Origin of the sequence: Synechococcus sp. WH 8101 (assembly GCF_004209775.1) — a bacterium.
Lineage (GTDB): Bacteria > Cyanobacteriota > Cyanobacteriia > PCC-6307 > Cyanobiaceae > Synechococcus_C.
In genome coordinates, this window is the sequence record NZ_CP035914.1 from 1,484,596 (window position 1) to 1,509,978 (window position 25,383).

Below are 25,383 nucleotides of genomic sequence, written 5' to 3' on the forward strand. Positions count from 1 at the left end.
ATCCCGATCAGGACAACAGACGCAGCGGCGGCAAAGTGATGTCTGGATCCTCACCGTTCTGAAGCGCCTTCAGGCGCTGAGAGACCCGTTCGCGCAAGCGCGGAAGATCAAGTCCGAGATCGGGATCGGCGCGGCCACTGAGGCGACCGAGCCCTTCACCGAACAGAATCGTGGCACCCCGCACATTGCCGCGCTGCAGATGTACCTGGGCCACGGCAATCTGGATCAGCCCCTGCAGCACCCGCCGCTCGGGATCTGAGGTTTCATGCCAGAGATCCTCGAGCACATCGTGGGCGGCGTACCACTCGCCTTGATCAAACAGAGCGACACCCCGCGCGAAACGGGGATCGTCTGCCGTCGCGGTGGGATTGACGCTCAACGCTTGGCCATCTTCTTGGCTGGCAGCTTGCGCAGACGGATCGACTCCGGGGTGACTTCGAGCATCTCATCGGGACCGATGTACTCCAGCGCCCGCTCCAGGGTCATCTGGACGGGGGCCTGCAGGGTGTCGAGTTCATCAGCACCAGCCGAACGCATGTTGGTGAGCTGCTTCGCCTTACAGATGTTGATCTCAAGATCCTGAGGACGATTGTTCTCACCGATGATCATGCCCTTGTACACCTTGGTGCCGGGAGAGATGAAGAACTGGCCCCGATCTTCGGCATTCTTGAGGGCATAGAAGGTGGCGGTTCCCTCCTCAAAGGCGATCAGCACACCATTCCGGCGAGTGTCGAAATCACCCAGCATCGGCCGGTATTCAAAGAAGGAATGGCTCATGATCCCTTCACCGCGGGTGGCGCGGATGAATTCCCCACGGAAACCGATCAGGCCACGTGAGGGAACGATGAATTCGAGCTGGGTGCGACCGTCCTGGCCGGTTTCCATGTTCTGCATCTCACCTTTGCGGGTGCCGAGCTTCTCTATGCAGGCCCCAACCGCTTCCTCAGGCACATCCATCACCAGAGTCTCCACCGGCTCGCAGGGGGTGCCGTCAATCGTGCGGAAGATCACCTGCGGCTGGGACACCTGGAACTCATAGCCCTCGCGCCGCATGGTTTCAATCAGGATGCCCAGGTGGAGTTCACCACGACCGCTCACGGCGAAGCGGTCCGGTGAGTCGGTGTCTTCCACGCGCAGAGCGACATTGGTGAGCAGTTCGCGCTGCAGGCGGTCGCGCACCTGGCGACTGGTCACGAATTTGCCCTCCTTACCGGCGAAGGGGGAGTCGTTGACCACGAAAGTCATCTGCAGGGTGGGCTCGTCCACCTTGATCAGCGGCAGAGCTTTGGGCTCATCCGGGCAGGCGATCGTTTCGCCGATGTTCACATCATCGAAACCGGCCACGGCCACCAGATCACCGGCAGAGGCTTGCTCGATTTCCACACGCTGCAGGCCTTCGAAACCGAGCAACTTGCTGATCCGCCCCTTCTTGACGCTGCCGTCGTCCTTGATCAAGGCCGCACTCTGCCCCTGCTTTATCACGCCGTTGTGAACGCGGCCGATGATGATCCGACCGAGGAAATCGGAGTAGTCGAGGGTGGTGATCTGAAGCTGCAGTGGCTTCTCGGGATCACCGACCGGCGGCGGAACATGGCGCAGGATCGCATCGAACAACGGCCGCATCGTGTCGCTGTCGGTTTTCATATCGGGCTTGGCGAACCCACCCAGACCACTACCGAACAGGTAAGGGAAATCGCACTGATCGTCATCGGCGCCCAGCTCGATGAACAGATCCAGCACCTTGTCGACAGCCGTCTCGGGATCGACGCGCGCCCGGTCGATCTTGTTCACGAACACAATCGGACGGAGCCCCTGCTCCAGCGCTTTCTTCAACACGAAGCGGGTCTGGGGCATCGGCCCCTCATTGGCATCCACGATCAGCAGGCAGCCATCCACCATGCCGAGCACCCGCTCCACTTCGCCACCGAAATCGGCGTGACCGGGGGTATCGACGATGTTGATGCGGGTTTCGTTGTAAGTGACCGCCGTGTTTTTGGAGAGAATGGTGATGCCGCGCTCCCGCTCCAGATCGTTGGAGTCCATCACGCAGGTGGGCACCGCTTCGTTGTCGCGGAAGATGCCGGACTGATTGAGCAGGGCGTCGACCAGGGTTGTTTTGCCGTGGTCAACGTGGGCGATGATCGCGATATTGCGAATCGCCTTATTCGGGGCGCTCATGGGGTCCGTATCGGTCTGAAAAAAGGCTGATCTCGCCCGTGGGCGCAGCCGGCCCAGGCTATCTCAACGTGAGATCCGTCAGGAACCGAGGCGACTGGTGCGTTCGGACCTCGCTCCCCGCAGGCCGCCGCGGGTGACCCCGAGCCGGTGGTCGATCCGTTCCTGCCGCCACACAGCCTCAGAAGCAATCCTGCCCTGGAGAGCCTGTCCATACAGCCTGACGCGGCGCACGCTGGCCTCGGCGTTCTCCTCTAAAAGCTCCAGCCGGAAGTGGCGCAACCCCGCCGCCAGCAGATCGGGCAAAGCCTCCACACCACTCTGGGCTCGGCCATTGAACAGGGTGTTGCGACACCCCAGGTCGGCCCGCAGCGGATGGTCGACACCACTGCGATCGCGCAGGCTCACCACATGCTGTTCACAGGGGCGACCGCAATCGGTGTGGTCGTGCCCCTCGGAGAGGAAGGCACAGAACAAGCAGTGCTCCATGTGAAACAGGGGCATGTGCTGATGCAGGGTCACCTCCAGCTGGGCCGGATCGACCGCCCTGGCCAGGTCGAGCAACTGGCTCAGGTTCAGGTCATAGCTGGCGGTGAGCCGCTGGAGCCCCCAGTGCTCAAGCATCCAGCGATGGCTCAGGGGGTTGGCAATATTCAGGGAGAAGTCGCCGACGCAAGGGGCGAGGGGACTGAGTGTTTCGAGCTGATCGGCATTGCGCACCAGATAACCATCGGCTTCAGCGCGAATCAGCGGTTCCAGGCTCCAGCGCTCGTCGGGCCGGGTGATGCGGGCACCGGCCAAACGGATCCCCCCGGGCCAGTGACCACGGCCGAGCCGCACCGCAGTTTTGAGATCACTGGGGCACTCCAGATCCGCCACCACGCTGGCGATCGGGACGGCATCACCCACCTCGATCAGGGCCTGGAGCTGCTCAAGGCTGCGCACCAGCACATGCAGAGCCGGCACTTCAATGGCAGCGGAACGCTCCGGTCGCTGCGGCGCGCAGGCCGCCAAAGCCCGCTCGATCGCCTCGTGATCTTCCGCAGGCCCGGCGGTGGACGCGCTGTGATCCGTGTGATCCACGTCGGCCATCGCCGTCAGCAGGCGTCGTCGCATCCTGTTGAGTTCGGCGACCGGCAAGAACATCCCCTCCGCCAGGTCGAGCTCCAGAGCCTCCAGCCGCCAGCCCGTACCGCCAAGCCGTCCCAACTGACCCTCGAGTCGCGATCGATCCAGCGCCTGAGCCTGGGCGGGCTGGAGGGCCATGGCACTCTCCACCGTGATCGGCCCGGAGGCCAGGGGCGGCACCACCGCCTGGAGCCGAAGCGGCGCCCCGACCTGACCCGACACCCGCAGCCGCAGCGGCCGCTCCAGGGCTGAGACCTCTAGGGCCGCCTGCCGCTGCCAATGGCTCTGCCACTGGGGATCATCGGTGAGCCACACGGTGGCGCCAGGACGCAGGGCACGCACATCGTGTCGTTTCGGCCCGAGGCGCAGACGACAGCGATCCGTTCCCAGACTTTGAATCTCCATGATCCGCCCCCCGAGCTCCCGAGGCGGCTCCAGGGGATCGGCGTTGACGTCCGCCACCTCCAGCACCAGCCCCTGCCCGGGCCGAAGCGATTCGGAACTTCGCAACACCAGCCAGCCCCGCGCTTCCACACGCTCGAGGCGCCCGATCACGGGTCCACGCTTCTTGCTCCAGAGGCCATGGACAAGCCGGCGGTGGTTCACGCCCTCCAGCCAGCCACTCGAGAGGCCACGGGAAAAGCCCAGCTCCAACTGGCGACGAATGGCTGCAGGGTCGACCGCGAGGCCATCCAGCTGCTGGCGATAGGCCTGGGTGACGGAGGCCACGTAGGTGGGGTCCTTCAGGCGACCTTCGATCTTGAAACTGGCGATCCCCAGGTCGACCAGCTCCGGGAGCAGCGCCCAGGCCGAAAGGTCCTGGGGAGAGAGCAGATAGCGCTGCTCCACCAAATCCCGCTGCTCACCATCCACGATCAAGGCGTAGGGCAGGCGACAGGCCTGGGCGCATTCGCCCCGGTTGGCACTGCGCTGCCCGAGCGCTTCGCTGGTGAGGCACTGCCCCGAGTAGGCCACACACAGGGCACCATGCACGAACACTTCGAGCGGCATCGGCTGCTGACACTGACCTATCTGCTGACACTGCCGCAGCTGCTGTTGCAGGCGCCGCAGGTCCTTCAGGCTCAGTTCTCTGGCGCACACCACCCGCTCACAGCCCGCCGCCGCCGCCTGGGCGACACCGGCAGCGCTGGTGATCGACATCTGGGTGGAGGCATGCAGGGCCAACTCCGGGACGAGTTGACGGGCGAGCATGCAGAGGCCCAGGTCCTGCACGATCAAGGCATCCACCCCAGCCCGTGCCGCGGCCAGCAGCAGGCTCGCCGCGGCGGGGAGCTCATCCGTGAACACGAGCACGTTGAAGGTGAGAAACCCCTTCACGCCCCTGGCATGCAGCCAGGACATGATCTCGGGCAGCTCCTGGAGGCGGAAGTTTTCAGCCCTCAAGCGAGCATTGAAGGCCTCCACCCCGAAATACACCGCATCAGCGCCCTGGGCCACGGCCGCTTTGAGTGCGGCCCAATCGCCGGCGGGGGCCAGAAGCTCGGGCAGCGACAGTGCCGATGCGTTCGACGTCAAAGCGTTTGGGCGAGCTGTCGGGCTGGCTCGAAGCGCCGCAGAGCTTCGGCTGACCCCTCAAAACGCCAGTGCCACGGCTCGTAACTCACCCCCTGAGGGTTCGAGGGTGGGAAGGAGAGCACAAAGTGGTAGCTGGCCGCATGGTCCTGGAGCCAGCGGAAGGCGCGAGTTGTTTCAAACGACTGGGAGAGGTTGGTGCCGGGCGCATCGCCATCCCCCAGATCCATGGCGAATCCCGTGCTGTGCTCCGAATAGCCCGGGGGGGCACTCACCTTGGCCCGCTCTGATGCCGTTTGATTCCGCTCCGATTTCACATCGAAGAAAATCCCCTTCTGGAGGGCATGGGAGCGGTAGCCACTGAGCAAGCGAAGATCCACGCCATCGGCGGCGGCAGCCTGCTGCAGAGCCCTGAACGCCGAGGCCGCATCAGTATGGAGCTCAATGCCAGGCTCCACCGAGACCAGTTCCGTCACAGAGGCCTCCGGGTAGGGAAAGTGGCCGAGAAGGCGACCGTCGGTGCTGGGGGTTTCCTCGATCCCTTCCACCACCACAGACGGTGGAGACAATCTGGCCAGGAGGGACGGACCGAAAAGCACCGTTCCCAAAGACCCCCCAAACACCAGCACACAGGCGATCCAGACACCCGACCCGCCGCCGGAGCGGCGCCGCTCCGGCCGGGCGCGACGTGCGACCGGAATGTCATCCCGGCTGGTGCGACGGGGCGCAACGGCACGAGCCACAACGTTGATGCAGTCTTGTGACGATCGTAAGGGGGGGTGCCAGGCCCCCTCCACAGCACCACCGTTGACGGTGATAGCTTCGCGAGAACAATCCAGCGGAGTCAGGCTGCGATGCTTCGAGTTGCCGTCGTCGGTGGGGGTCCATCCGGATCCTGCGCTGCAGAAATTCTCGCCAAAGCCGGCATCCAGACCTGGCTCTTTGAGCGAAAACTCGATAACGCCAAACCCTGCGGCGGGGCCATCCCGTTGTGCATGGTCGATGAATTCGAGATCCCCGATCACATCATCGACCGCAAGGTGCGGAACATGAAAATGATCTCCCCCTCCAACCGGGAGGTGGATATCAAGCTTGATCCGCTCGGCTACGACCAAAACGCCTACATCGGCATGTGCCGGCGTGAGGTGTTTGATGCGTTTCTGCGCAACCGGGCCGCCGAGCTCGGTGCCACCTTGGTGAATGGTCTGGTGCAGAAGATCGACACCGGCAACCAACGCCAAGGCCCCTACACCCTCCACTACGCCGACTACAGCAGTGGTGGACCCACTGGTGAGATCAAAAGTCTGGAGGTGGATCTGATCATTGGTGCCGACGGGGCTAATTCCCGCGTCGCCAAAGCGATGGACGCCGGCGACTACAACGTGGCGATCGCCTTTCAAGAGCGGATCAAGCTTCCTGCCGAAGAGATGGCTTACTACGAGGATCTCGCCGAAATGTATGTGGGCACCGATGTGTCCCCTGATTTCTATGCCTGGGTGTTTCCCAAGTACGACCACGTGGCGGTCGGAACGGGCACCATGCAGCAGAATCAGTCGCTGATCAAAGGGCTGCAGAAAGGGATTCGGGAGCGAGCCAGCAAGCGCCTGTTCAAGGGCGAAGTGATCAAGGTGGAAGCCCATCCGATCCCCGAGCATCCCCGTCCCCGCCGGGTGGTGGGACGGATGGCCCTGGTTGGTGATGCGGCCGGCTATGTGACCAAGAGCTCTGGTGAGGGGATTTACTTCGCCGCCAAGAGCGGCCGGATGTGCGCGGAGGCGATCGTGGAAATCTCAGGCAACGGTGCGCGCATCCCCACTGAAAAGGAGATCAAAGCCACCTATTTGAAGCGCTGGGACCGCAAGTACGGTGCCACCTATGCCGTCCTCGACATTCTGCAGCGCATTTTTTATCGCAACGATGCTGCCCGCGAAGCTTTCGTGGAAATGTGCGATGACCGCGACGTCCAGAAGCTGACCTTCGACAGCTACCTCTACAAGCGGGTGGTGATGATGAACCCCTGGCAACAGGTCAAGCTCACCCTTCGCACCCTGGGCAGCCTGCTGCGCGGCGAAGCCCTGGCCCCCTCCAACTACGGCCCGGTTCCCTCAGCGGTGGGACGATCGGATGGTGACTTCCTTGCCCAGGAAGCGGCCGAAGCGATTAAAGCCCAAGCCAGCGGCAGTAGCGATCACAAAGAAACCGCCACCGTCGCCTGAGACCAGCCGCCTGAAACCGCGCCCTTGATGCCATCCGTGGATCCAGGCCTCAGGCCTGGATCCGTTCGAACTGAGCCAACACCGTGGCCTGATTGCGCAGGACAGAGAGCAGATTGAGACGATTGCGGCGAAGCTCTGGCTCGTCGGCCATCACCATCACACTCTGATCGCCATCAAAGAACGCTTCCAGGGTGGGCGTGGCCTCCACCAGAGCATGAGTAAGAGCCTGATAATTGCGAGCTTGGGCTAGAGGCTCCAGCTGTTGCACCACGCCATACATCGCCTGCTCGCTCGGTGAGGCAAACCGTTTCGGATCTACGGCGTCGGCGGCATTGAGCACGCCGAGAGACAGATCGCCTTTCTCCGCGAGGCGGGCGGCCCGCTGCACCACCGCCTGAACGGCCACCAGTCGGTTCTGCTGACGCAGCTGGGAGAGAAGGCGGATCCGATCCAGCACATCGATCGGATCGCAGAGGAGGCGTTCGTCGCTGACCGCATCCCCTGCAACGGCCTGCACCAAGTCGGGGTCATGGCCATCGTCTTCAAGCTGGGAATGGATGCGCTGGCGCAACAGGAGCACCAGATCCCTCACCAGGGCATCGGTGTCCACAGCGAAAGCGGGCAGCAGCTCCTGCCAACGCCCAGCAGCGCCCTTCAGGAGCTCGAGCAGATCGAGACGCCAGCCCCGTTCCCAGAGGATCTGAAGGATGCCATTCCCAGCGCGGCGCAAGGCATAGGGATCGGAGGAACCGCTGGGTCGCTCACCTTTGGCGAAAATGCTCAGGAGCAGTTCGAAGCGCTCGGCTAGAGCCACCACGGCGCCGGCATCACTGGATGGCAAGGCATCGCCGGCACCCCGGGGTTGATAGTGCTCCACTACAGCCAGAGCGACGGCGCGGGATTCTCCCTCCTCCAGGAGATATTTGCCTCCGATCAATCCCTGCAATTCCGGGAACTCGCCCACCATCTGACTCACCAGGTCGTGTTTGCAGAGGTGGGCGGCACGACGGGCCGCTTCCTGCGTGGCCAAGGGACAATCGAGCTGCTCGAGCAGCTGGCCTGCGAGGTACTCGATCCGATCGGAGCGATCGCGCAAACTACCCAATCCCTCCGCAAAGGTCACGGCCTGCAGCGCCTCTCTCCGCTCGCAACTGGGCTGGCGGCGATCCACGGTGAGAAAGAATTCAGCATCGGCCAGGCGCGCACTCAACACCCGTTGATTACCTTCACGAATCCGATCATCTGCCGAAGCCAGGCCGTTGCTCACCAACAGGAAGTCGGGGCATAAAACCTCGCGGGCTCTCAACCCGAGGGGATCCATGTTCACGCCTGGACGGCGGAGGGGCACATAACGTTGATGCGATTGCATCACGGTGATGATCACCTCCGGCGGCAACGCCAGATAGCGATCGGCAATCGAGCCGGTGAGCACCCTGGGGGCCTCGACGAGATCCACCAGCTCCTCGAACAGAGCAGGCGGGCAATCAGCCTCGCCCTGCAGGGCCTGGGCCCGCTCCTTAAGGGCGGTGCGGATCATCTCCGCTCGCTCGTCGCGGTCCACCACCACTCCCGCCGCCGCCAGGGCAGCGCCGTAGGCCTCCGCCTCGGCAAGATCCACAGGCTGATCCAACAGGCGGTGGGCCCGGCTGGAACGTCCGCTGTGCACCACCGGATCGCTGGCCGCCAGAGTCACTGGCACGCAGGCCTCGCCGAAGAGAGCCACCAACCAGCGCACCGGACGGCTGAAGCGCTGATCACCCGAACCCCAACGCATGAAGCGACGCCCCTGCAGTGCATCAATCCAACCGGGGATGCGCGCCTGCAACAGCGCCAGGGTGCTTTGACCTTCCACCAACACCGTGGCAAACACACAGTCGCCTTTGGGTGTGGCACGGACCTGCAGAGCCGAGGGGTCGACGCCGCAGCGGCGCGCGAAACCAAGGGCAGCCGGACCGGGCTGGCCATCGACATAGGCCTGGGCAACGGGCGGCCCCTTGCGGTCCTCGCGCAGATCCTCCTGGCGCTCGACCAGGTTCTCCACGATCACGGCCAGGCGCCGGGGGGTGCTGGTGACCTGAATCGCGCCATGGTTCAGACGCCACTCCTTCAGATCGCCCGCCACCGTCGCCTTGAGCTGGGGCAGAGCCAGGCGGGCAAAATCAGCCGGCAGTTCCTCCGTTCCGATCTCCAGCAGAAAGGTTGAAGCCACGCCCGTCGATCCATCCAGTGGCCGACTGTATTGGAAGCCGTTTCGCTACTTTCGGAGAGATGGATTTCGTGTGCCAGTGAGCCAGCTCGACGTCGATGCATCGCAGAGTCCGCTGGGCTCCGGCAACGGCGACGGTGCTCAGACACTACCCAAGGCGGAACAACGCAAGGTCGACAGCGATTACCTGCGCGAACCGTTACTAACAGAACTGGCGAACGATCGGCCCCAGTTCAGTGAGGATGCGCTTCAGATCCTCAAGTTTCACGGCAGCTATCAACAGGATGATCGCGATCGGCGCGAGAAGGGAAAAGACAAGCACTGGCAGATGATGCTGCGTTTACGCAGCCCCGGCGGCAGAATTCCCGCCTCCTTGTTCCTGGCTCTCGACGATCTTTCCAATCGCCTCGGAGACGGCAGCCTGCGGGCCACCACCCGCCAGGCCTTTCAGATGCATGGGGTGGCCAAAGCCGACCTCAAGGAAGTGATCGGCACGATCGTGCGCCACATGGGCTCCACCCTGGCGGCCTGCGGAGATGTCAATCGCAATGTGATGGCACCGGCGGCCCCATTCGACAAGGATGGCTATCCGGCAGCCCGGCAGCTCGCCGATGACATCGCCGATCTGCTCAGCCCCGAAACAGCCGAAGGCTCCTATCTCGACCTCTGGGTCGACGGCGACCTCAGCTATCGGATCAAACCAAACCGCAACGTCAAAGCGGCCCGGCAGCGCCAGCTCGATGGCGCTGTGTTTTCCGGTGATCCACAGGAACCCCTCTACGGCGACACCTATCTGCCCCGCAAGTTCAAGGTGGCCGTTACCGTTCCCGGTGACAATTCCGTGGATCTGCTCACCCAGGACATCGGCCTGGTGGCCTTCAGCGATCCCTCCGGCGCCCTGCGCGGTTGCAATGTGTACGTGGGAGGGGGCATGGGCCGCACCCACAACAAAGAGGAGACCTTTGCTCGGATCGCCGACCCCTTGGGCTATGTAGCCGCCGACCAGGTTCTGGATCTCGTGCAGGCGATCCTCGCCCTCCAGCGCGATCACGGCGATCGAACCCTGCGGCGCCATGCGCGAATGAAGTATCTGATTCACGATCGGGGCATCGACTGGTTCCGCGACGAGCTGCTGGCCCGCTACTTCCAGGGGGAGCTAGGCGCCCTGCGCCATGAGGCAAAACCAAAGCTCACCGACTACCTCGGCTGGCACCGCCACCGGCCTGGCATGTGGTTTGTCGGCATCCCCCTGCTGTGCGGTCGCCTGGAGGGAGAGCTCAAAGCTGGGCTGCGGCGGATCGTGGAGACCTACCAGCTCGAGATCCGGCTGACGCCCAATCAGGATCTGCTGCTCTGCAACATCGGCACCCCGCAGCGGGCCGGCATCCGCCAGGCCCTTGCCGATCTCGGCATCGAGACGCCGGACGCGCCTGCACCGCTGGCCCGCCATGCGATCGCCTGTCCGGCCCTGCCCACCTGCGGCCTGGCGATCACAGAATCGGAGCGCATTCTTCCCGACGTGCTCGAGCGGCTCAACACCCAGCTGGAACAGCTGGCGATCAACAAACCGATCCTGGTGCGGATGACCGGCTGCCCGAACGGGTGTGCACGCCCTTACATGGCGGAAGTGGCCCTGGTGGGCAGCGGCGTGAATCAATATCAGCTCTGGCTTGGCGGCAGCGCCAATCTGCAACGCCTGGCCCGCCCCTTCCTGCAACGGATGCCCCTCGAACAACTCGAGACCACCCTGGAACCTCTGCTGATCAGCTGGCGCGACGCCGGTGGCCGGCGCAGCCTCGGCGACCATGTCGAGAAACTCGGCGATCAGGTTGTGGCGGCACTGCTCGGTGATCAGGCGGTGAGTGATCAGGCGGTGGCCCCCACCTGATCCACCCGGCCGTATCGGGCCGATGGCGCCTGCGTGCGCCAGGCCCAGAGCTGGTCACCGAAACTGAAATGCCACCACTCGTTCGGGTGACGGACCAATCCCTGGGTGTGCAGGCATTCCGCCAGCAGGCAGCGGCGCTGATGCCAGAGCGCAGCCTCCGATTCGGGATCGGCAGCAGCGGCGGCGGCGTGGAACTCCGGCTCCGACACCGCATCGATCGCATCAATGGCCCCGCCCATCTCCAGGGGATGGCCGTTGCGGTCCGCCAGGGTGAGATCCACTGCAGCGCCAGTGCTATGGGGAGGTGGCGTGGCAGGGTCAGCGCTAGGAGGGGCCCAGAAACGGCCCACCCGGCGACGGAGCTCCTGACGCAACATCGGCTGATCGGCGCCGGTGGGATGCAAGCCATGCCGTCGGCATTCCTCGGCCACGGCATGCTCCACCATGAAGGCCTGCACCGCCACCGGACGCCAGGCATCAAAAATCGCCAGGCGCAAGGAGGCATCCCATTGCTGCAGCTGCTGCTCGGCCCGGATCAGCCGCTCGCGCACACCCCGGCGCAAACGAAAGGGATCGGCCCCCTCCCCATAAGGGGCACCGAGGCGCTGATAGGGATGGGGGCGGAGGCAATGAAGAACCGATGGGAGTGGCTCCAGGGGTTCGCCGCACTCATGAATCGAACACTCGTTCCAGGGCCTGGTCATGATTCGCACGCCGAGAAGCTCACCGTCGCATTCCAGACCGTGGCCTTCAATTCAACTGCCCGGCGGCGGCCGTTCGCTGAAGCTGATCCGCCAGGAGTTGCCGGAGGATCGGCTGGTTCTGCAGGCTGGGGTCAGCGCTGATCAACGCTGCGGCCTCTTGCCGAGCTTCTTCCAGCACACTGCCGTCATCAGCCAGGCTGGCCAGGGCCAGATCGGGCAATCCAGACTGGCGGGTGCCGAGAACCTGCCCGGGGCCGCGCAGGCGCAGATCCATCTCGGCGATTTCAAAGCCATCGTTGGAGCGCACCAGCACCTCCAGCCGCTGCTTCGCCAGCACATTGCGGCTGTCGTTGATCAGCAGGCAATGGGAGGCGGCCGCCCCCCGACCAACACGACCGCGCAGCTGATGGAGTTGCGCCAAACCAAAGCGATCGGCGTGGTCGATCACCATCACGCTGGCCTCCGGCACATCCACCCCCACCTCCACCACCGTGGTGGACACCAGCACCTGCGCCCTCCCTTCCGCAAAGGCATGGATCACCGCCTGCTTCTCCGCACTGCTGAGGCGACCATGCAACAACCCCACCTCCAACTCGGGGAACACCTCATCGGACAGTTGGCGATGGACCTCCACCGCTGAACGAAGGTCCAGTTTTTCTGAGTCCTCCACCAACGGCAGCACCACATAGGCTCGCTGGCCACGTGCGACCTCCTCACGGATCAGGGCATAGGCCTCATCCCGGGCTGAAGCGGTGAGCAGCCGGGTCTTGATCGGCGTGCGCCCCGGCGGCAGCTCATCGATCTGACTCACGTCAAGATCGCCATGGAGTGACAGGGCCAGGGTGCGGGGGATCGGCGTGGCCGTCATCGTGAGCAGATGGGGCTGCAATCCTTTGCCAAGCAGGCGGTTGCGCTGTTTCACGCCGAAGCGATGCTGCTCATCCACCACCACCAGGCCGAGCCTTGAAAAGTCGACCGGGTCTTCAATCAGGGCATGGGTGCCCACCAGCATGTTCAACTGGCCGTTCGCCAGATCCGTGAGCAGGCGTCGCCGCGCCGGCCGAGGCGTGGCACCGGTCAGCAGCTCCACCGTCACGTTCAAAGGAATCAACCAGCGACAGAGGCTGCGGTAGTGCTGCTCCGCCAGCACCTCGGTGGGTGCCATGAACGCGCCCTGCCAGCCCGCCTCCACGGCCTTGAGCAGGGCTGCGATCGCCACCACGGTTTTGCCACTGCCCACGTCGCCCTGCACCAGCCGTGCCATCGGTTCCGGCCGGGCCAGATCCAGCTCAATCTCCGCCAGTACACGCTCCTGGGCCGCCGTGAGCCGAAAGGGAAGCTCATCAAGAAAACGCCCCACCAGACCATCACGGGCCCCCAGGGCGCGTAGGGCTGGCGCCTGACGCTGGCGCAAAGCCGCCCGGCGCTGCATCAAGCCGAGCTGAAGCAGGAGGAATTCATCAAACACCAGGCGACGCCGGGCCTGCTGGAGGCTGTCGCGGTGGGGCGGCTGATGAATCGCGTGCAGCGCTTCCGAGCGGGTCATTAAACCGAGCCGCTGACGTTGCTGAGCCGTCAACGGCTCGGGCCAGAGCCGTCCCAGGGGCAGAACGGCGTCAACGGTGCGACGCAGACGATCGGCGGTCAACCCTTCCGTCAGCGCATACACCGGCAGCAGTCGTCCGATCTGGCGAGAACGCAGCGGCGCCTGGGCGCTCTCCATCACCTCGATCAGGGGATCCTGAAAACTGAGTCCATAGGGGCCCGCTTTCACCAGACCGCTGACGGCCACCGTGGTCCCGGGAGGGTATTGACGGGTCTGGCTGTGCAAAGCCGCTGGAGAACTGAAGCGTCGTCCGGCCAGAAAGCGCGTGACCTTCAAACGGCCGGTGGGATCCTGCAATTGCAGCTCCAGAATGGAGAGATTGGGATTGCGCGGACTGGTGAAGCCATGACATCGGCGCACGCTGGCGACGATGGTGGCAGTCTCTCCGGCCTGCAGGGCCTCAATCCGGCGCAAGGCGGAGTAGTCGACGTAGTCGCGGGGGTAATAGAGGAGCAGATCGCGCACCAGCAGCAGACCAAGCGCCGCCAGGCGCTCCGCCAGTTTTGGCCCAACCCCCTTCACCTTCCCCAGGGGCGTGTCAAGGGTCGGCTGGCCACCATGGCGGCTCGGGGACGGCGACGGTGTTCCCGCCGATGGAGCGGGGGGCGCATCGAAGCGGAGCCGTGGCGGCGCCATCGGTGTGCTGGGCTCCAGCCGTTGGCGCAGATCATGCAACCACTGCCGCGTGCTGGTCACCAAACGACGCCGCGCCGCCTCATTCAGCTGCGGATAGCCAGCGAAAGACTCCGCCATCCGAGCCAGACGCTGCCGACTATCAGTAGGAAGGGGGCAAGGGGGCGGTGCCTGCAGTTGCCGGCTCAGAAAGGCGTGGAAGCGCTCCTGGCGGCCCTGCAGATCAGAGCAACCCCGTTCAACCTCCAGGCCCAGAGCAGTCTGCAGTGGCTGCAACCAGGCCCGGAGCACTGACAGATCTTCGGCGGCTAGACCCTGACCAGCCGCCCGTGGTGTCAGCTCTGATCCAGTGGAGGATTGGTTGGGCTGGGCCACCACTGTTGTTGCACCTGCCGGGTCGTTGCACGCCGCTGCCAGTGGCGTTGCTGTCGCACCATTGTGAGCAGCTGACGGCGCCGTTGGCGCAGGCGGGATCGACAGCGACGCAGATCAATCCGATCAAACTCCAGGTCGGCAGGGCGCAGCAGCACCCCGGTCAGGTCGACCCAATGGCCGGCTGGGGCCGTGGGCAAGGGCACACGCAGCCGCAGCAGATTGGACACGGACGGCAACGTCTCGAGCTGACCGGCAAGCGCGGCATCGAGCAGGCTGATCGGCAACAGGCTGTGCATCAGCTGCGCCCGCATCAACTCCACGTTGAGGGCATGGGAGAGATTGCGAAGCCGGCGCATCAGCGCCTGATCCTGGCCGTCCATCCAATGCAGCAGATCCAACGGCAGGCTGGGCAGGAGGCGATCCGAATCGGGGTCGAGCGGATCTGCATCGGTGGTTCCATCCTCCTGTTCAGCCTCACTGCCGGCATCGGACAGCGCGGCACCACTGGCCATCACCTGACCGGCCATGGCAAACAAAGACCTCAGGGTGGTGAGATCGTCCGACTCGGGAGCCGATGCGTCATCGTCATCTGCGGCATCGGCTGCAGGCTGGAGCGCTGGTGACTCCTGAGTGGGCGGCAGCAATCCCTGCAACAGCTCCGGCTGATCGATCGGTGGTGTCAGGCTCAGGGCAATCGAAGCGGACGACTCTCCGCCCCCTGGCGCCTCATCGGTGGTGGGGCGATCGTCAAGCAGGGCCCGCTGGGCCTGCAGTCGCCTCACCAGGTGCTCGCGCTCGATCTGACGCGACAGCTCCATGAGCTGCTCCACCGTGAGCAGGGAGCAACAGCGCTGCACCAGCGCGTCAATCTTTGCCTGAAACGCCTGGCGTGCCGTTGCGTCCAAAACATCCAGGCGCACGCCCTGGTCAGCCGTCAGGAGCGCCGTGAGCACGGTGCGAACAGCGGAAGGAAGCTGCTCGCGCAGCAACTGCAGATAAAGGGCCTGATCCCTGTACAACGCCGGGGCCAGGGATTGGCCCCAGGCGCTTAGGCGAGCGAGTTGTTCGTTCGGATCGCGCACGTGTGAATCGTGCAAGGACGCAGGCTCTGGGGCGGCGACCAACTCAACTCGCAGTCATGGAGGCGACCTCCGTGGCGAAATCAACCTGCTCCACCTCGATCCCCTCACCCAGGGTGTAACGGGTGAAACGACGCACCTGCACGTTTTCGCCGATTTTGCCAGCGACTTGCTTCACCAACTCCGCCACGGTGAGGGAGCTGTCGCGAATGAAGGGTTGATCCAACAGGGCCATCTCCTTCAACCGTTTGCCGATGCGGCCCTCCACGATCTTGGCCTTCATGGCCTCGGGCTTGCCGTCGAGATCGTCGCGGCCCATTTCAATTGCCTTCTCGCGATCCACCACATCCTGAGGGATGTCATCGGTGCTCACGTACTCCACACTCGGGCAGGCCGCAATCTGCATGGCGACGTCGCGCAGCAGCCCCTGGAACACATCGCCACGGGCCACGAAGTCAGTCTCGCAGTTCAGTTCGAGCAGCACACCCACCCGGGCACCGGTGTGGATGTAGCTGCCGATCGCACCTTCAGCAGCGGTGCGACCGGATTTTTTCTCGGCACTGGCGATGCCCTTCTGGCGCAACCACTCGACGGCCTTGGTCATGTCGCCCTCGGTCTCCGCCAGGGCTTTCTTGCAATCCATCATGCCTGCGCCGGTCTTATCGCGCAGATCCTTGACAAGCTTGGCAGAAACGGCAGCCATCGGAGAGGAGAAAAAGGTGGGAAGGAACTGTGACGAACCGCCGATCCGCAACAGCGCATCGGCGGCGTGAACTTAGCGGTTCAGGAGACTCAGCCCTGGGCGTCGTCGGCACCACGCTGATCGTTGGCGCCGTGGCGACCTTCATTGATCGCATCAGCGAGGCGACTCAGCACGAGTTGCACCGAGCGCACGGCATCGTCGTTGCAAGGAATCGGCACTTCGCAGAGATCGGGATCGCAGTTGGTGTCCAGCATGGAAACCAGGGGGATATCCAGCTTGCGCGCCTCCAGCACCGCATTGGTTTCGCGGCGCTGATCCACCAGGATCACCACGTCGGGAAGACGACGCATGTTCTTCAGACCGCCCAGATACTTCTGCAGACGATCGAGTTCGCGCCGCAGCACGGCGGCTTCCTTCTTCGGACGCATGGCGATGGCACCACTGGATTCCATCCGCTCCAGATCCTTGAGGCGATCAATGCGGGCCTTCATGGTGGTCCAGTTGGTGAGCATGCCGCCCAGCCAGCGTTGGTTCACATAGGAGGCGCCACAGCGGCTGGCCTCCAGGGCCACCACTTCAGAGGCCTGCTTTTTGGTGCCAACAAAGAGAAAACGCTTGCCGCTGCGGGCCGCCGAGCGGACCCACTTGTAGGCATTGTTCATGCAGACGGCAGTCTGCACGAGGTCAATGATGTGAACCCCGTTGCGCGCGCAATAGATGTAGCGCGACATCTTGGGGTTCCAACGACGGGTCTGGTGCCCGAAATGGGCGCCAGCTTCCATCATCTCGGCGAGAGTGACAACAGCCATGGTGTTTGGGTTTCGGGTTCGCCTCCACCTGTCAGGGATGGTCTGGGACCAGCACCCGAAACAGACAGGTGTGCGGAATGAATGAACTTGACGAACCTATCAAAGCGTCCGTTGCCGCTCAGGCGATGCCCTGCTGCCGCGCTTCCCGCGCCATCGCCCGCACACCGATTCGATTGAGTGGCAACCGCAGCAACTCCAGAGCCAGATCGGGACGACCGCGGCGAATCAACCAGGCAAGAATCGGCCGCAGACTGCGTTCATTCAGCAGCCCTCCCAGGGTGAGCAGTTCCCAGAGTGCCCGATGCAGCCAGGTGAACTGAATGATGAAACGCACCCGACGGCTTGGGTGCTTCCGATAAAACACAAGCCCCATCCGGGCCCGTTCCTGCTCCACCCGGATCAGATCGGGAATCTGCTCCAGGCGAAAGGCGGGATGCCAGTGGTACCCCACAGCTTCCGGACACTTGACCAACACAACGCCCATCTGACGCAGGCGTTCCCCCAGCTCGAGGTCTTCCCAGCCATAGAGACGAAACCCGGTGTCAAACAGGCCAGAGCGTTCCAGCACCTCCCGATCAATCGCCACATTGCCGGTGGCGAAATAGGCCCAGGAGAGGTCACGCAGCTTGTGACGTTCCGAGGTGGGATCGGCGAAATTGGCCGTGTTGATCACGGCGCCATAGGTGAAACAGAGTCGATCACCCCGTTGCTGCCAGGTGCGGTCCAGGGCGGCGGCGTGGGAGGCCAGGAATCCGGATGTCACGACCAGATCACTGTCGATGAACACGATCACATCGCCTCGGGCCTGATCGACGCCGCGGTTGCGCCCCTCAGCGGGTCCGCCATGGGCCTGCTCGACGAGCCGCACATGGGGAAAGCGGTGGCTGTTGTCGCGCAGCCAGTCGGGTGTGCCATCGGTGGAGCCATCATCGACGACGACCACCTCATACCCCTGCAGCAGTGGACTGGCTTGCTGCTGCTCCAGAGCGTTCAGGCACTTCTCAAGGATCGGCCGCCGGTTGTAGGTGGGGATGACGACGCTGGCAAACATCCGCACGGAATCGGCAGGAGGCTTCTCAGCCTAAAGACATGAAAAAAGGGGGCCGAAGCCCCCCCAAAAGTCTTGTGCGACCGCAGATCAATCGGCGGCGCCACCGTTGTTGGCCGTCCCGGTCACGCCATTGCCAGCACCTTCACCACGGCCATCGTTGCGGAGCTTGCGCTTCTTGAACTTGCGGGCGTAGGCGCGATTGCGCTCCTGCTTTTCCTTCTTGAGATTTCTGCGCTTGGCCATGCGGTTCGAAGAATGGATCGTCGAGAACTGCCACCAACCTACCCTTCCGCCGCATACAGGCGGCCGTCTTCCATGCGCACCAACCGATCGGCCAAATCAAGAATGCGGGGGTCATGGGTGACCATCAGCACCGAACAGGCCTGTTCCCGGGCCAGCCGACGCAATAGCTCCACCACTTCGCGGCCGGTGGTGCTGTCGAGAGCCGCCGTGGGCTCATCAGCCAGGAGCAACTGGGGCTGGGCCGCCAGCGCCCGGGCAATGGCGACGCGTTGCTTCTGACCTCCGGAGAGATCGTGGGGGCGCTTGTTCATGTGATCCTCCAGGCCCACCGCCCGCAACCATTCCCGCGCCTGACCGCGGCGGGCGGCATAGGAGAGGTTGGGCAGAAGGTCGGCGCCCATCTGCACGTTCTGTTCCGCCGAAAGGCAACGGAGCAGGTTGTGGCCCTGAAAGATCATGCCGATCCGGCGGCGCAGGCGCTGCCGGGCACCCCGGCCAGCTCCGCGCAACTGCTCGCCGAACACGCGCAGATCACCCTCCTGCACCTGACGCAACGCACCGATGAGGGTGAGCAGGGTCGTTTTCCCGCAACCGGACGGTCCGGTCAGCAGCACCACCTCGCCGGGCTCGATGCGCAACGACACCTGCTGGAGCACCTGACGGCGCATGTCGCGACGGCCATACCAGTGGCTCAGGCCCTCGATGTCGACCGTGGGAGAACTACCCACGGGGCTCAACGCCGAGGGAGACAGGGTCCTGGTCATCGCGTCAGAAGATCTCGGCGGGGTCGGCATCGATCAGGCGACGCATGGCGAGACAGGCGGACACCATGCACATCACCAGAATCATGCTGAACACGGTGACGGCACGGGTGACGTCCATCCCCACGGGCAGCCGGGTGGCCTGGCGCACGAACCAATACAGGCCCTGGCCAGCGAGGTAGGCCGGCACGTAACCGAACATTGCCAACAGCAGCCCCTCCCGCACCACCACACCCAGCAGTGACGAGAGGCGATACCCCATCGCCATCAGGGTGGCGTACTCGGGCAGATGGTCGCTCACATCGGTGTAGAGCACCTGATACACGATCACGCAGCCCACCACGAAGCCCATGGCAGCGCCAAGGGTGAAGATGAATCCGATCGAGGTGCTGCTGCGCCAGTAGTTCTGCTCGAAATCGATGAATCCCTGCTTTGTGAGCACGCGCACGTCCTGAGGCAAGAGGGCCTGAAGTCGCTGCTGCACCAAGGTCGGATCTGCACCGGGCTTCAACCGGATCAGGCCGAGCTCGATGCTCCCCGCCGGAGTGTTCGGCATGAGGTCGAGAAAGGTCTCGGAGCTGGTGAGCAGGTTGCCGTCGGCCCCGAAGCTGGTGCCGAGCGCCACCAGACCGGCCACTCGCACCCGATTGCCACTGATCTCACTCTCCACAGTTCGCCCCTCGCGGAACCATTCGGCGACGGGGCCAAATTCAGGCCGGGAGCGTTCGTCAAAGAGCACCCGGCCTTTCTGCGAGAGCAGACGAGCCTTGGCGGGCAGGTCCTGATCGGTGAAGAAAGGATCGCCCGGATCAAACCCCAGAGCGAGGATGGAGCGGGTCTGAAGCGTTTCCGGGTTGCGCCACAACATCAGACTCCAGTGCACCGGGGTGATGCCTTCCACGGCCGGATCAGCCATCGCCTGGATCAGCCGCCGCCGCGGAAACCCCGCCATTCGCACCGAGCTGGTGGAGCGGGGACTGATCAACACCAGATCAGCATCAAAGCGACGATGCACGGTGACGCTGGCATCAAACAGCCCGTCCCGAAAGCCGAGCTGCATGAACATCAGAATCCCGGCGAAGCTGATCCCCGCCAGGGCCACCAGAAGCCGCACCGGTTGGCGCACCAACATCAGCGACGCCAGGGGAATCCGACGCCACCACCAGAACCGGCCCATCAGTGCCCCCTCGTCACGGATTCTGGAAGCGGGCGATCACCTTCATCCCCGCCAACCGGCTCACCTTGGCCGCTGATTCAGGCGAAAGCCGCACCCGTACTTCCACAATGCGCGCATCGGCATCCCCGGTGGGATCGGTGGAGAGAACCCGCCGTTGGCGCACCTGGGGGCTGATGCGCACCACCTCACCACTGAGACGACCGCTAAAGCCACCGTTCTCGCTGACCAGGGCAACGGGCTGACCGAGGCGGATGCGATTGACATCCGATTCGTACACCTCAATCAGGGCCTCCATCTGCTGACTGGCACCCACCTCGAGCACACCGTCGGCACTGGAACGCTCACCGACGCGAGTGTGCAGCTTCAGCACCACACCATCAATCGGTGAGCGCAGCTCGGAGTCGGCCAGATCCGCCTTCAACTTGCGCTCACGAGCGAGAGCTTCACGCCGCTCACCCTCGAGGCGCACCAGGTCATCCTGCTTGTCTTCCAGCAGAACAAGCGCGGCGGCTCCTTCCCGGGCAGCAGCGGCATAACGGGACACTTCCCGCTTCTGCATCCGGATTTCGATGTCGAGGGTGCGGAGCTTCTCCCTCACCGCAGCGAGGTCAGCGAGGATCTGGGGGCGGCTGTCGAAACGGGCGAGCACTTCGCCCTGAGCCACTGGATCACCCTCCTTCACCAACAACTCAGCGACCCGAGGCGTGCCACCAAAGCCACTCACCGGAGCGGCCAGCCGCCGCACATCACCAGCGGGCTCGAGCTGACCCAGGGCCGCAACGGCTTCCGGCGGGCGGACTGCTTCAGCCGTGGGAGCAACCGGCTTGGTGGGGGCGGAAGGGCGACGCAGGATCGCCACCAGCAGGATCACAACAAGGAGACCCAGCCCCCCCACGAACCAGACGAGGCGAGGGCGGGCGCTCAAGGTTGCGGCGGATTGTCGAAGAGCAGTTCCTCGATGTAACGGTCCGCCCACTCCGGACTGAACGCCTTCTCCAGAACCCGTCGCGTCTTGTCGTTGCGTTTCTGTTGGAGGCAATAGGAGAGCTGACCCTGATATCGAGCGATGGTAGGAGCCGCCTGAGGCGGATCGGGCTCGGTCTGGTCGATGGCGGCCGCAAGAATCGCCAGGTAAGCCCCCACCAGATCAACAAACCACCCCTCCTCTTCCCGATCAACCGGGCGGATGAAGCGCACATAAGGAGAGAAGATCGTGCCCCAGGGCGGCAACTCGCGCACCTGCTGGAACGGCGGCAACACCAGATCCTCCAGCGGAGTCCGCACCGCATCCGGCAGGCGGTCCGTCACCGGGGAGAGATCGACGATCGCGGCGGAGATGCCGGCCGGACTGGCGACAAGATCAGCGCCGAAAACGGGCAGATCAAAACGCGGATCCGGGAAAAACACGCAGTGAAGGATCTGCAGGCCAAGCCCCAGTCGGGCCGTTTCCAGGTGGAGCTTGCGCAGGCCCCTGCAGTGATGCAGCTCGTTGCGAATGAACAGAGCTTCGCCATCGAGGCTCGCGCTGATCTCCTCCAAGGAGGGATCCACCGCCAAATCGTCCAGCGCCGGAAGCTGGGAGCGGCACTCCCGGATCCGATCCGCCAGAGCATCCATCAACGGATGCATGGGCCGGTCGGGAGCGGTGACGGACGTCGACACAGGTGCGAAAGAGCACAGAATGGGACTTTGCCACGGGATCCTGAGCCACCCCACCCCCGGCCCTGAGCTGTTGCATCAGACCCTGGCCAATGGCAGTCGCTGTGTGCTCGCCCCCATGCCGGAGAGCCCGCTCACCTGTCTGGATTTCTGGTGCCGGGCCGGCAGCGCCAGCGAAGAGAACGGCGAAGAAGGGCTGGCCCACTTCCTGGAGCACATGGTGTTCAAAGGAAGCGACCGGCTCGGCGCCGGGGAGTTCGACCTGCGGATTGAAGCCCTCGGCGGCAGCAGCAATGCCGCCACCGGTTTTGATGACGTGCACTTCCATGCCCTGGTGCCGCCCGACGCGGCGGCGGAAGGGCTGGAGCTGCTGCTCGATCTGGTGCTGCAACCGGCCCTGCAAGCGGAGGCCTTCGCCATGGAGCGGGATGTGGTGCTCGAGGAGATCGCCCAGTACCGCGATCAACCGGATGAACAGGTGATCCAGCACCTCCTGTCGGCCTGCTGCCCAGACCAGGCCTATGGACGACCGATCCTCGGCTGGGAGAGCAGCCTGCAGGCCTGCGATCCCGAGGTGATGCGGCAGTTCCACCGCCGTCGCTACCAGGGTCCCCATTGCTGCCTGGCCATGGCCGGCGCAGTCCCAGCAGGCTGGGAGCAATGGCTGCAATCGAGTGCGCTGGCAGGGCTCGACAGCAAGGGCGACGCCATTCCCGACCCCATCGAACCCACACTCCAGTTCCGACCCGGGCGGCAGGAACAACGGGTGCCCCGACTGGAAGCAGCGCGACTGCTGATGGCCTGGCCGGCCCCTCCCGCCCGGGAGCAGACCACCCTCATGGGCTTCGATCTGGCCACCACAGTGCTGGCGGAAGGACGCCGCAGTCGCCTGGTGCAGCGCCTGAGGGAAGAGCTGCAGATCGTGGAATCGATCGACATGGATCTGACCAGCCTCGAGCAAGGAAGCCTGGTGATGCTGGAAGCCTGCTGCCCCCCGGATCTGGTGACGCAGGTGGAAGCGGAGGTGCGCGCCGTGCTCGGGGCGATGATCGACGCACCGATCGAGAGCCAGGAGCTCGAGCGGGCCCGACATCTGGTGGGCAACGGACTGCGCTTCAGCCTCGAAGCTCCGGGCTCGGTGGCGGCCATCGCCGGCGCCCAGACCCTCTGGCGAGGTCCCCAGGCCCTTCTAGATCCTTTGCTGCAGATGGAGACCTGGGACGGCCCCAGCCTGCAGGAGCGGATTTTTCCCGCGCTGCAACCGGAACTGGCCAGCACCCTGATCGCCCTCCCTGCAGATCCTGCGTGATGGCGACACCTGAATGGATTGTGGATGCGATCAGCACACCCGGTGTGATCGCCGCCAAGCTCTGGCTTCGGGGGGGGAGCGGCAGTGACCCGCTCGGACAGCGTGGCGCCCATCAACTGCTGGGATCCACTCTCACCAGAGGCTGCGGCCCCTACGACCATCTCCAGGTGGCCGATCTGGTGGAAGGATGCGGCGCTGGCCTGCGGTGCGACACCCATGAAGACGGCATCCTGATCAGCCTCAAATGCCAAGACAGCGATGCCAGGCGGCTGCTGCCCCTGCTGGGTTGGATGCTCGACGATCCCCATCTCAGCGAGGAGCAGGTGGAGCTGGAACGGGATCTTAGCCTGCAGGCACTCCAGCGCCAACAGGAGGATCCCTTCCACCGGGCCCATGACGGCTGGAGACAACTGGCCTATGGAGGCGGTCCCTATGGGCACGACCCGCTGGGAATCGCTGCCGAACTGGAGACTCTGAATGCGGAGACCCTGCATCCCCTGGCCCGGCAGTTGGCCCGCAGCCAGGGCATCCTCGCCCTCTCCGGCACGATCCCTGACGGTCTGCTCACGGAGATGCAGGCCTTCCCGGGGTTCAGCAAACCGGCCACCGACCGCGACTGCCCAGGCGCAACCGGCTTGCCACCCATAGCGGAGAGCAACCGGTCGGAACGGGTTGGCCTCCAACCGCTCGACACCGAACAGGTGGTGATCATGCTCGGCCAGCCGACCCTGCCCCATGGCCATACCGATGACCTGGCCCTGCGCATGCTGCAGGCGCACCTCGGGGTCGGCATGACCAGCGTGTTGTTCCGACGATTGCGGGAAGAGCATGGCGTCGCTTACGACGTAGGCATCCACCATCCAGCCCGCGCCGGCGCCGCTCCCTTTGTGCTGCATGCCAGCAGCAGTGCCGAGCGGGCGGCGCTGAGTCTGCGGTTGCTGCAGGAGGCATGGGATGACTTAGCCCACCGGCCGCTCACGGCCCAGGACATGACACTGGCCGCAGCCAAGATCCGCGGTCAGATCGCCCACGCCACCCAGACCTCAGGCCAACGGGCCGAGCGTCGGGCCCAGCTCAGGGCCCTCGGACTGCCTGATGATTACGACCACACCAGCCTGGAGCGCCTGGCCACACTCGAACCCGAGCAGCTGCGCAGGGCCGCCGAACGTCACCTCGATCGCCCCCTGCTCAGCCTCTGTGGACGCGGCGCGGTGATTGATTCTCTCGCCGCAGAGTGGCGCCAAGGGGCTGAACGGAGCGGTTAAGAGCTAGCGCCAGCTGATGCGCCGGTCTCGGGGATCTGCTGCAGCTGATCGAGTGGAATCAGAAACGTGCCGCGGCGAAAGCGCACCACTGCTGTGTTCAGTGGCCGCAGACCGACCAGTTCACCCGGTTCTTCGGGGGTCACGAGATCAGCCGGCCTGAGCATGGGCATCGGATCAGCCGTTTTTAAATAGGGCAAGGGGCGTCGGAGCTGGACGCGATCGCCGATGACTGGGTTCATGATCCCTGGGCAATGGATGCGTCCTACAGCAGGATGGTGGCCAGTTGAGTGTTGCCCGTGCGGGCTCTCGCCACCTGGAGCGGCGCCGTCGCCGGCCTGATGCTGATTCTGGTGGGCAGCCTCATGCCCGCAGCCGTCGTGCTCCCCGTGCTGCCTCCCCAGGTGCTGCCGCTGCCGAGCACCTGGCAGGTGCCGGCCCTGTTGCTCACCGCCCTGATCTGCGGCCCCCGCGCCGGCGTGATGGCGGCCATGGCCTATCTCACCATCGGCCTTGTGGATCTGCCCGTGTTCCATGACGGCGGTGGCCTCGGGTATCTGCTCAATCCCGGTTTTGGCTATCTGGCCGGCTTTGTTCCGGCCGCCTGGTTGTGCGGGCGCCTGGCCCAGCAACGGGGCATGAACGATCTGGCGCGTTTGAGCCTGGCCGCAATCGCCGGGCTGCTCACGATTCAGCTTTGCGGTCTGCTCAATCTGCTGCTGGGCAGCCTGTTTGGACGCTGGAGTGACCCCCTGCCCGAATTGCTGTTCAGCTACGGCATCGGTCCGTTCCCAGCCCAGATCGCTCTCTGCATTGCTGCAGGGGTGTTGGCCCTGCCGCTCCGCCGCCTGCTGATCATCGATTGA

22 protein-coding genes are annotated in these 25,383 nt (G+C 64.3%); 5 read left to right on the forward strand and 17 right to left on the reverse strand.

The annotated features are described in order from the left end of the window. Positions 1-7: 7 nt before the first annotated feature. The 4 genes from SynWH8101_RS07795 to SynWH8101_RS07810 form a co-directional block, all read right to left on the reverse strand. Positions 8-379, reverse strand: a complete 372-nt coding sequence (locus SynWH8101_RS07795; RefSeq protein ID WP_130129279.1) for a DUF309 domain-containing protein — start codon at positions 377-379, stop codon at positions 8-10. Further along, complete coding sequence (gene typA / locus SynWH8101_RS07800) at positions 376-2,178, reverse strand: translational GTPase TypA (protein ID WP_130129280.1); 1,803 nt, start codon at positions 2,176-2,178, stop codon at positions 376-378. The genes SynWH8101_RS07795 and typA overlap by 4 nt, the downstream gene beginning before the upstream one ends. A 78-nt stretch (positions 2,179-2,256) precedes the next feature. Beyond that, the gene (locus tag SynWH8101_RS07805; protein ID WP_130130422.1) at positions 2,257-4,818 is read right to left on the reverse strand and encodes a U32 family peptidase; all 2,562 of its coding nucleotides are present in this window, start codon (positions 4,816-4,818) and stop codon (positions 2,257-2,259) included. Positions 4,819-4,835: 17 nt separating this feature from the next. Continuing rightward, the gene (locus SynWH8101_RS07810; RefSeq protein WP_130129281.1) at positions 4,836-5,579 is read right to left on the reverse strand and encodes a M15 family metallopeptidase; all 744 of its coding nucleotides are present in this window, start codon (positions 5,577-5,579) and stop codon (positions 4,836-4,838) included. A gap of 111 nt (positions 5,580-5,690) precedes the next feature. Here SynWH8101_RS07810 and chlP point away from each other — a divergent pair, with 111 nt between their 5' ends. Beyond that, positions 5,691-7,052 carry a geranylgeranyl reductase gene (gene chlP / locus SynWH8101_RS07815; protein ID WP_130129282.1) on the forward strand — a complete coding sequence of 454 codons (1,362 nt, stop codon included), beginning with the start codon at positions 5,691-5,693 and terminating at the stop codon, positions 7,050-7,052. A gap of 49 nt (positions 7,053-7,101) precedes the next feature. Here the strand turns inward: chlP and glyS are convergent, their stop codons facing one another. Continuing rightward, entirely contained in the window at positions 7,102-9,261 is a 2,160-nt protein-coding gene (gene glyS, locus SynWH8101_RS07820; RefSeq protein WP_130129283.1) for a glycine--tRNA ligase subunit beta, read from the reverse strand. A gap of 76 nt (positions 9,262-9,337) precedes the next feature. Between glyS and SynWH8101_RS07825 the strand changes: the two genes are divergently transcribed. Continuing rightward, positions 9,338-11,146 carry an NADPH-dependent assimilatory sulfite reductase hemoprotein subunit gene (locus SynWH8101_RS07825; RefSeq protein WP_370586979.1) on the forward strand — a complete coding sequence of 603 codons (1,809 nt, stop codon included), beginning with the start codon at positions 9,338-9,340 and terminating at the stop codon, positions 11,144-11,146. Here the strand turns inward: SynWH8101_RS07825 and SynWH8101_RS07830 are convergent. From SynWH8101_RS07830 to SynWH8101_RS07880, 11 genes are all read right to left on the reverse strand, one after another. Beyond that, positions 11,125-11,850 carry a M15 family metallopeptidase gene (locus SynWH8101_RS07830; protein WP_165380956.1) on the reverse strand — a complete coding sequence of 242 codons (726 nt, stop codon included), beginning with the start codon at positions 11,848-11,850 and terminating at the stop codon, positions 11,125-11,127. The two genes, SynWH8101_RS07825 and SynWH8101_RS07830, sit on opposite strands and share 22 nt — an antisense overlap. A gap of 46 nt (positions 11,851-11,896) precedes the next feature. Next, on the reverse strand, positions 11,897-14,467 hold the full coding sequence (recG, locus tag SynWH8101_RS07835; protein WP_174719506.1) for an ATP-dependent DNA helicase RecG: 2,571 nt from the start codon (positions 14,465-14,467) through the stop codon (positions 11,897-11,899). After that, a complete protein-coding gene (locus SynWH8101_RS07840; protein ID WP_130129284.1) occupies positions 14,425-15,561 on the reverse strand; it encodes a hypothetical protein in 1,137 nt (378 codons plus the stop codon). The genes recG and SynWH8101_RS07840 overlap by 43 nt, the downstream gene beginning before the upstream one ends. Before the next feature lie 28 nt (positions 15,562-15,589). Then, positions 15,590-16,246, reverse strand: coding sequence for a translation elongation factor Ts (gene tsf / locus SynWH8101_RS07845; RefSeq protein WP_130129285.1), 657 nt, complete (start codon positions 16,244-16,246; stop codon positions 15,590-15,592). 89 nt (positions 16,247-16,335) lie between these two features. After that, on the reverse strand, positions 16,336-17,055 hold the full coding sequence (gene rpsB / locus SynWH8101_RS07850; RefSeq protein ID WP_007102325.1) for a 30S ribosomal protein S2: 720 nt from the start codon (positions 17,053-17,055) through the stop codon (positions 16,336-16,338). A gap of 118 nt (positions 17,056-17,173) precedes the next feature. Then, complete coding sequence (locus SynWH8101_RS07855; RefSeq protein WP_130129286.1) at positions 17,174-18,106, reverse strand: glycosyltransferase family 2 protein; 933 nt, start codon at positions 18,104-18,106, stop codon at positions 17,174-17,176. Positions 18,107-18,193: 87 nt separating this feature from the next. Beyond that, positions 18,194-18,349, reverse strand: coding sequence for a hypothetical protein (locus SynWH8101_RS07860; RefSeq protein WP_006171625.1), 156 nt, complete (start codon positions 18,347-18,349; stop codon positions 18,194-18,196). A 38-nt stretch (positions 18,350-18,387) separates the two neighbouring features. Then, positions 18,388-19,113, reverse strand: coding sequence for a DevA family ABC transporter ATP-binding protein (locus tag SynWH8101_RS07865; RefSeq protein ID WP_130129287.1), 726 nt, complete (start codon positions 19,111-19,113; stop codon positions 18,388-18,390). Between the two features lie 4 nt (positions 19,114-19,117). Beyond that, positions 19,118-20,287: an ABC transporter permease DevC gene (gene devC, locus SynWH8101_RS07870; protein ID WP_174719507.1), complete on the reverse strand. Its 1,170-nt coding sequence runs from the start codon at positions 20,285-20,287 to the stop codon at positions 19,118-19,120. Between the two features lie 13 nt (positions 20,288-20,300). Next, on the reverse strand, positions 20,301-21,212 hold the full coding sequence (locus SynWH8101_RS07875; protein WP_130129289.1) for an HlyD family efflux transporter periplasmic adaptor subunit: 912 nt from the start codon (positions 21,210-21,212) through the stop codon (positions 20,301-20,303). Continuing rightward, on the reverse strand, positions 21,209-21,916 hold the full coding sequence (locus SynWH8101_RS07880) for a phycocyanobilin:ferredoxin oxidoreductase (protein WP_130130426.1): 708 nt from the start codon (positions 21,914-21,916) through the stop codon (positions 21,209-21,211). Before SynWH8101_RS07880 ends, SynWH8101_RS07875 begins: the two co-directional genes overlap by 4 nt. A gap of 52 nt (positions 21,917-21,968) precedes the next feature. On the opposite strand from SynWH8101_RS07880, the gene SynWH8101_RS07885 reads away from it, so the two are divergent. Then, on the forward strand, positions 21,969-23,255 hold the full coding sequence (locus SynWH8101_RS07885) for a pitrilysin family protein (RefSeq protein WP_130129290.1): 1,287 nt from the start codon (positions 21,969-21,971) through the stop codon (positions 23,253-23,255). Then, the gene (locus SynWH8101_RS07890) at positions 23,255-24,520 is read left to right on the forward strand and encodes a pitrilysin family protein (RefSeq protein WP_130129291.1); all 1,266 of its coding nucleotides are present in this window, start codon (positions 23,255-23,257) and stop codon (positions 24,518-24,520) included. The genes SynWH8101_RS07885 and SynWH8101_RS07890 overlap by 1 nt, the downstream gene beginning before the upstream one ends. Here the strand turns inward: SynWH8101_RS07890 and SynWH8101_RS07895 are convergent. Then, positions 24,517-24,759 carry an NAD(P)H dehydrogenase assembly family protein gene (locus SynWH8101_RS07895; protein WP_130129292.1) on the reverse strand — a complete coding sequence of 81 codons (243 nt, stop codon included), beginning with the start codon at positions 24,757-24,759 and terminating at the stop codon, positions 24,517-24,519. The genes SynWH8101_RS07890 and SynWH8101_RS07895 overlap by 4 nt on opposite strands. A gap of 57 nt (positions 24,760-24,816) precedes the next feature. Between SynWH8101_RS07895 and SynWH8101_RS07900 the strand changes: the two genes are divergently transcribed. Further along, positions 24,817-25,383, forward strand: a complete 567-nt coding sequence (locus SynWH8101_RS07900) for a biotin transporter BioY (RefSeq protein WP_130129293.1) — start codon at positions 24,817-24,819, stop codon at positions 25,381-25,383.

Bases quoted from the DNA above. Each gene is read 5' to 3' on its own strand.
- typA (WP_130129280.1), bottom strand. From the start codon at position 2,178: ATGAGCGCCCCGAATAAGGCGATTCGCAATATCGCGATCATCGCCCAC.
- chlP (WP_130129282.1), top strand. From the start codon at position 5,691: ATGCTTCGAGTTGCCGTCGTCGGTGGGGGTCCATCCGGATCCTGCGCT.
- SynWH8101_RS07830 (WP_165380956.1), bottom strand. From the start codon at position 11,850: ATGACCAGGCCCTGGAACGAGTGTTCGATTCATGAGTGCGGCGAACCC.
- tsf (WP_130129285.1), bottom strand. From the start codon at position 16,246: ATGGCTGCCGTTTCTGCCAAGCTTGTCAAGGATCTGCGCGATAAGACC.
- rpsB (WP_007102325.1), bottom strand. From the start codon at position 17,055: ATGGCTGTTGTCACTCTCGCCGAGATGATGGAAGCTGGCGCCCATTTC.
- SynWH8101_RS07855 (WP_130129286.1), bottom strand. From the start codon at position 18,106: ATGTTTGCCAGCGTCGTCATCCCCACCTACAACCGGCGGCCGATCCTT.
- SynWH8101_RS07860 (WP_006171625.1), bottom strand. From the start codon at position 18,349: ATGGCCAAGCGCAGAAATCTCAAGAAGGAAAAGCAGGAGCGCAATCGC.
- SynWH8101_RS07865 (WP_130129287.1), bottom strand. From the start codon at position 19,113: ATGACCAGGACCCTGTCTCCCTCGGCGTTGAGCCCCGTGGGTAGTTCT.
- devC (WP_174719507.1), bottom strand. From the start codon at position 20,287: ATGGGCCGGTTCTGGTGGTGGCGTCGGATTCCCCTGGCGTCGCTGATG.
- SynWH8101_RS07880 (WP_130130426.1), bottom strand. From the start codon at position 21,916: ATGCATCCGTTGATGGATGCTCTGGCGGATCGGATCCGGGAGTGCCGC.
- SynWH8101_RS07885 (WP_130129290.1), top strand. From the start codon at position 21,969: ATGGGACTTTGCCACGGGATCCTGAGCCACCCCACCCCCGGCCCTGAG.
- SynWH8101_RS07890 (WP_130129291.1), top strand. From the start codon at position 23,255: ATGGCGACACCTGAATGGATTGTGGATGCGATCAGCACACCCGGTGTG.
- SynWH8101_RS07895 (WP_130129292.1), bottom strand. From the start codon at position 24,759: ATGAACCCAGTCATCGGCGATCGCGTCCAGCTCCGACGCCCCTTGCCC.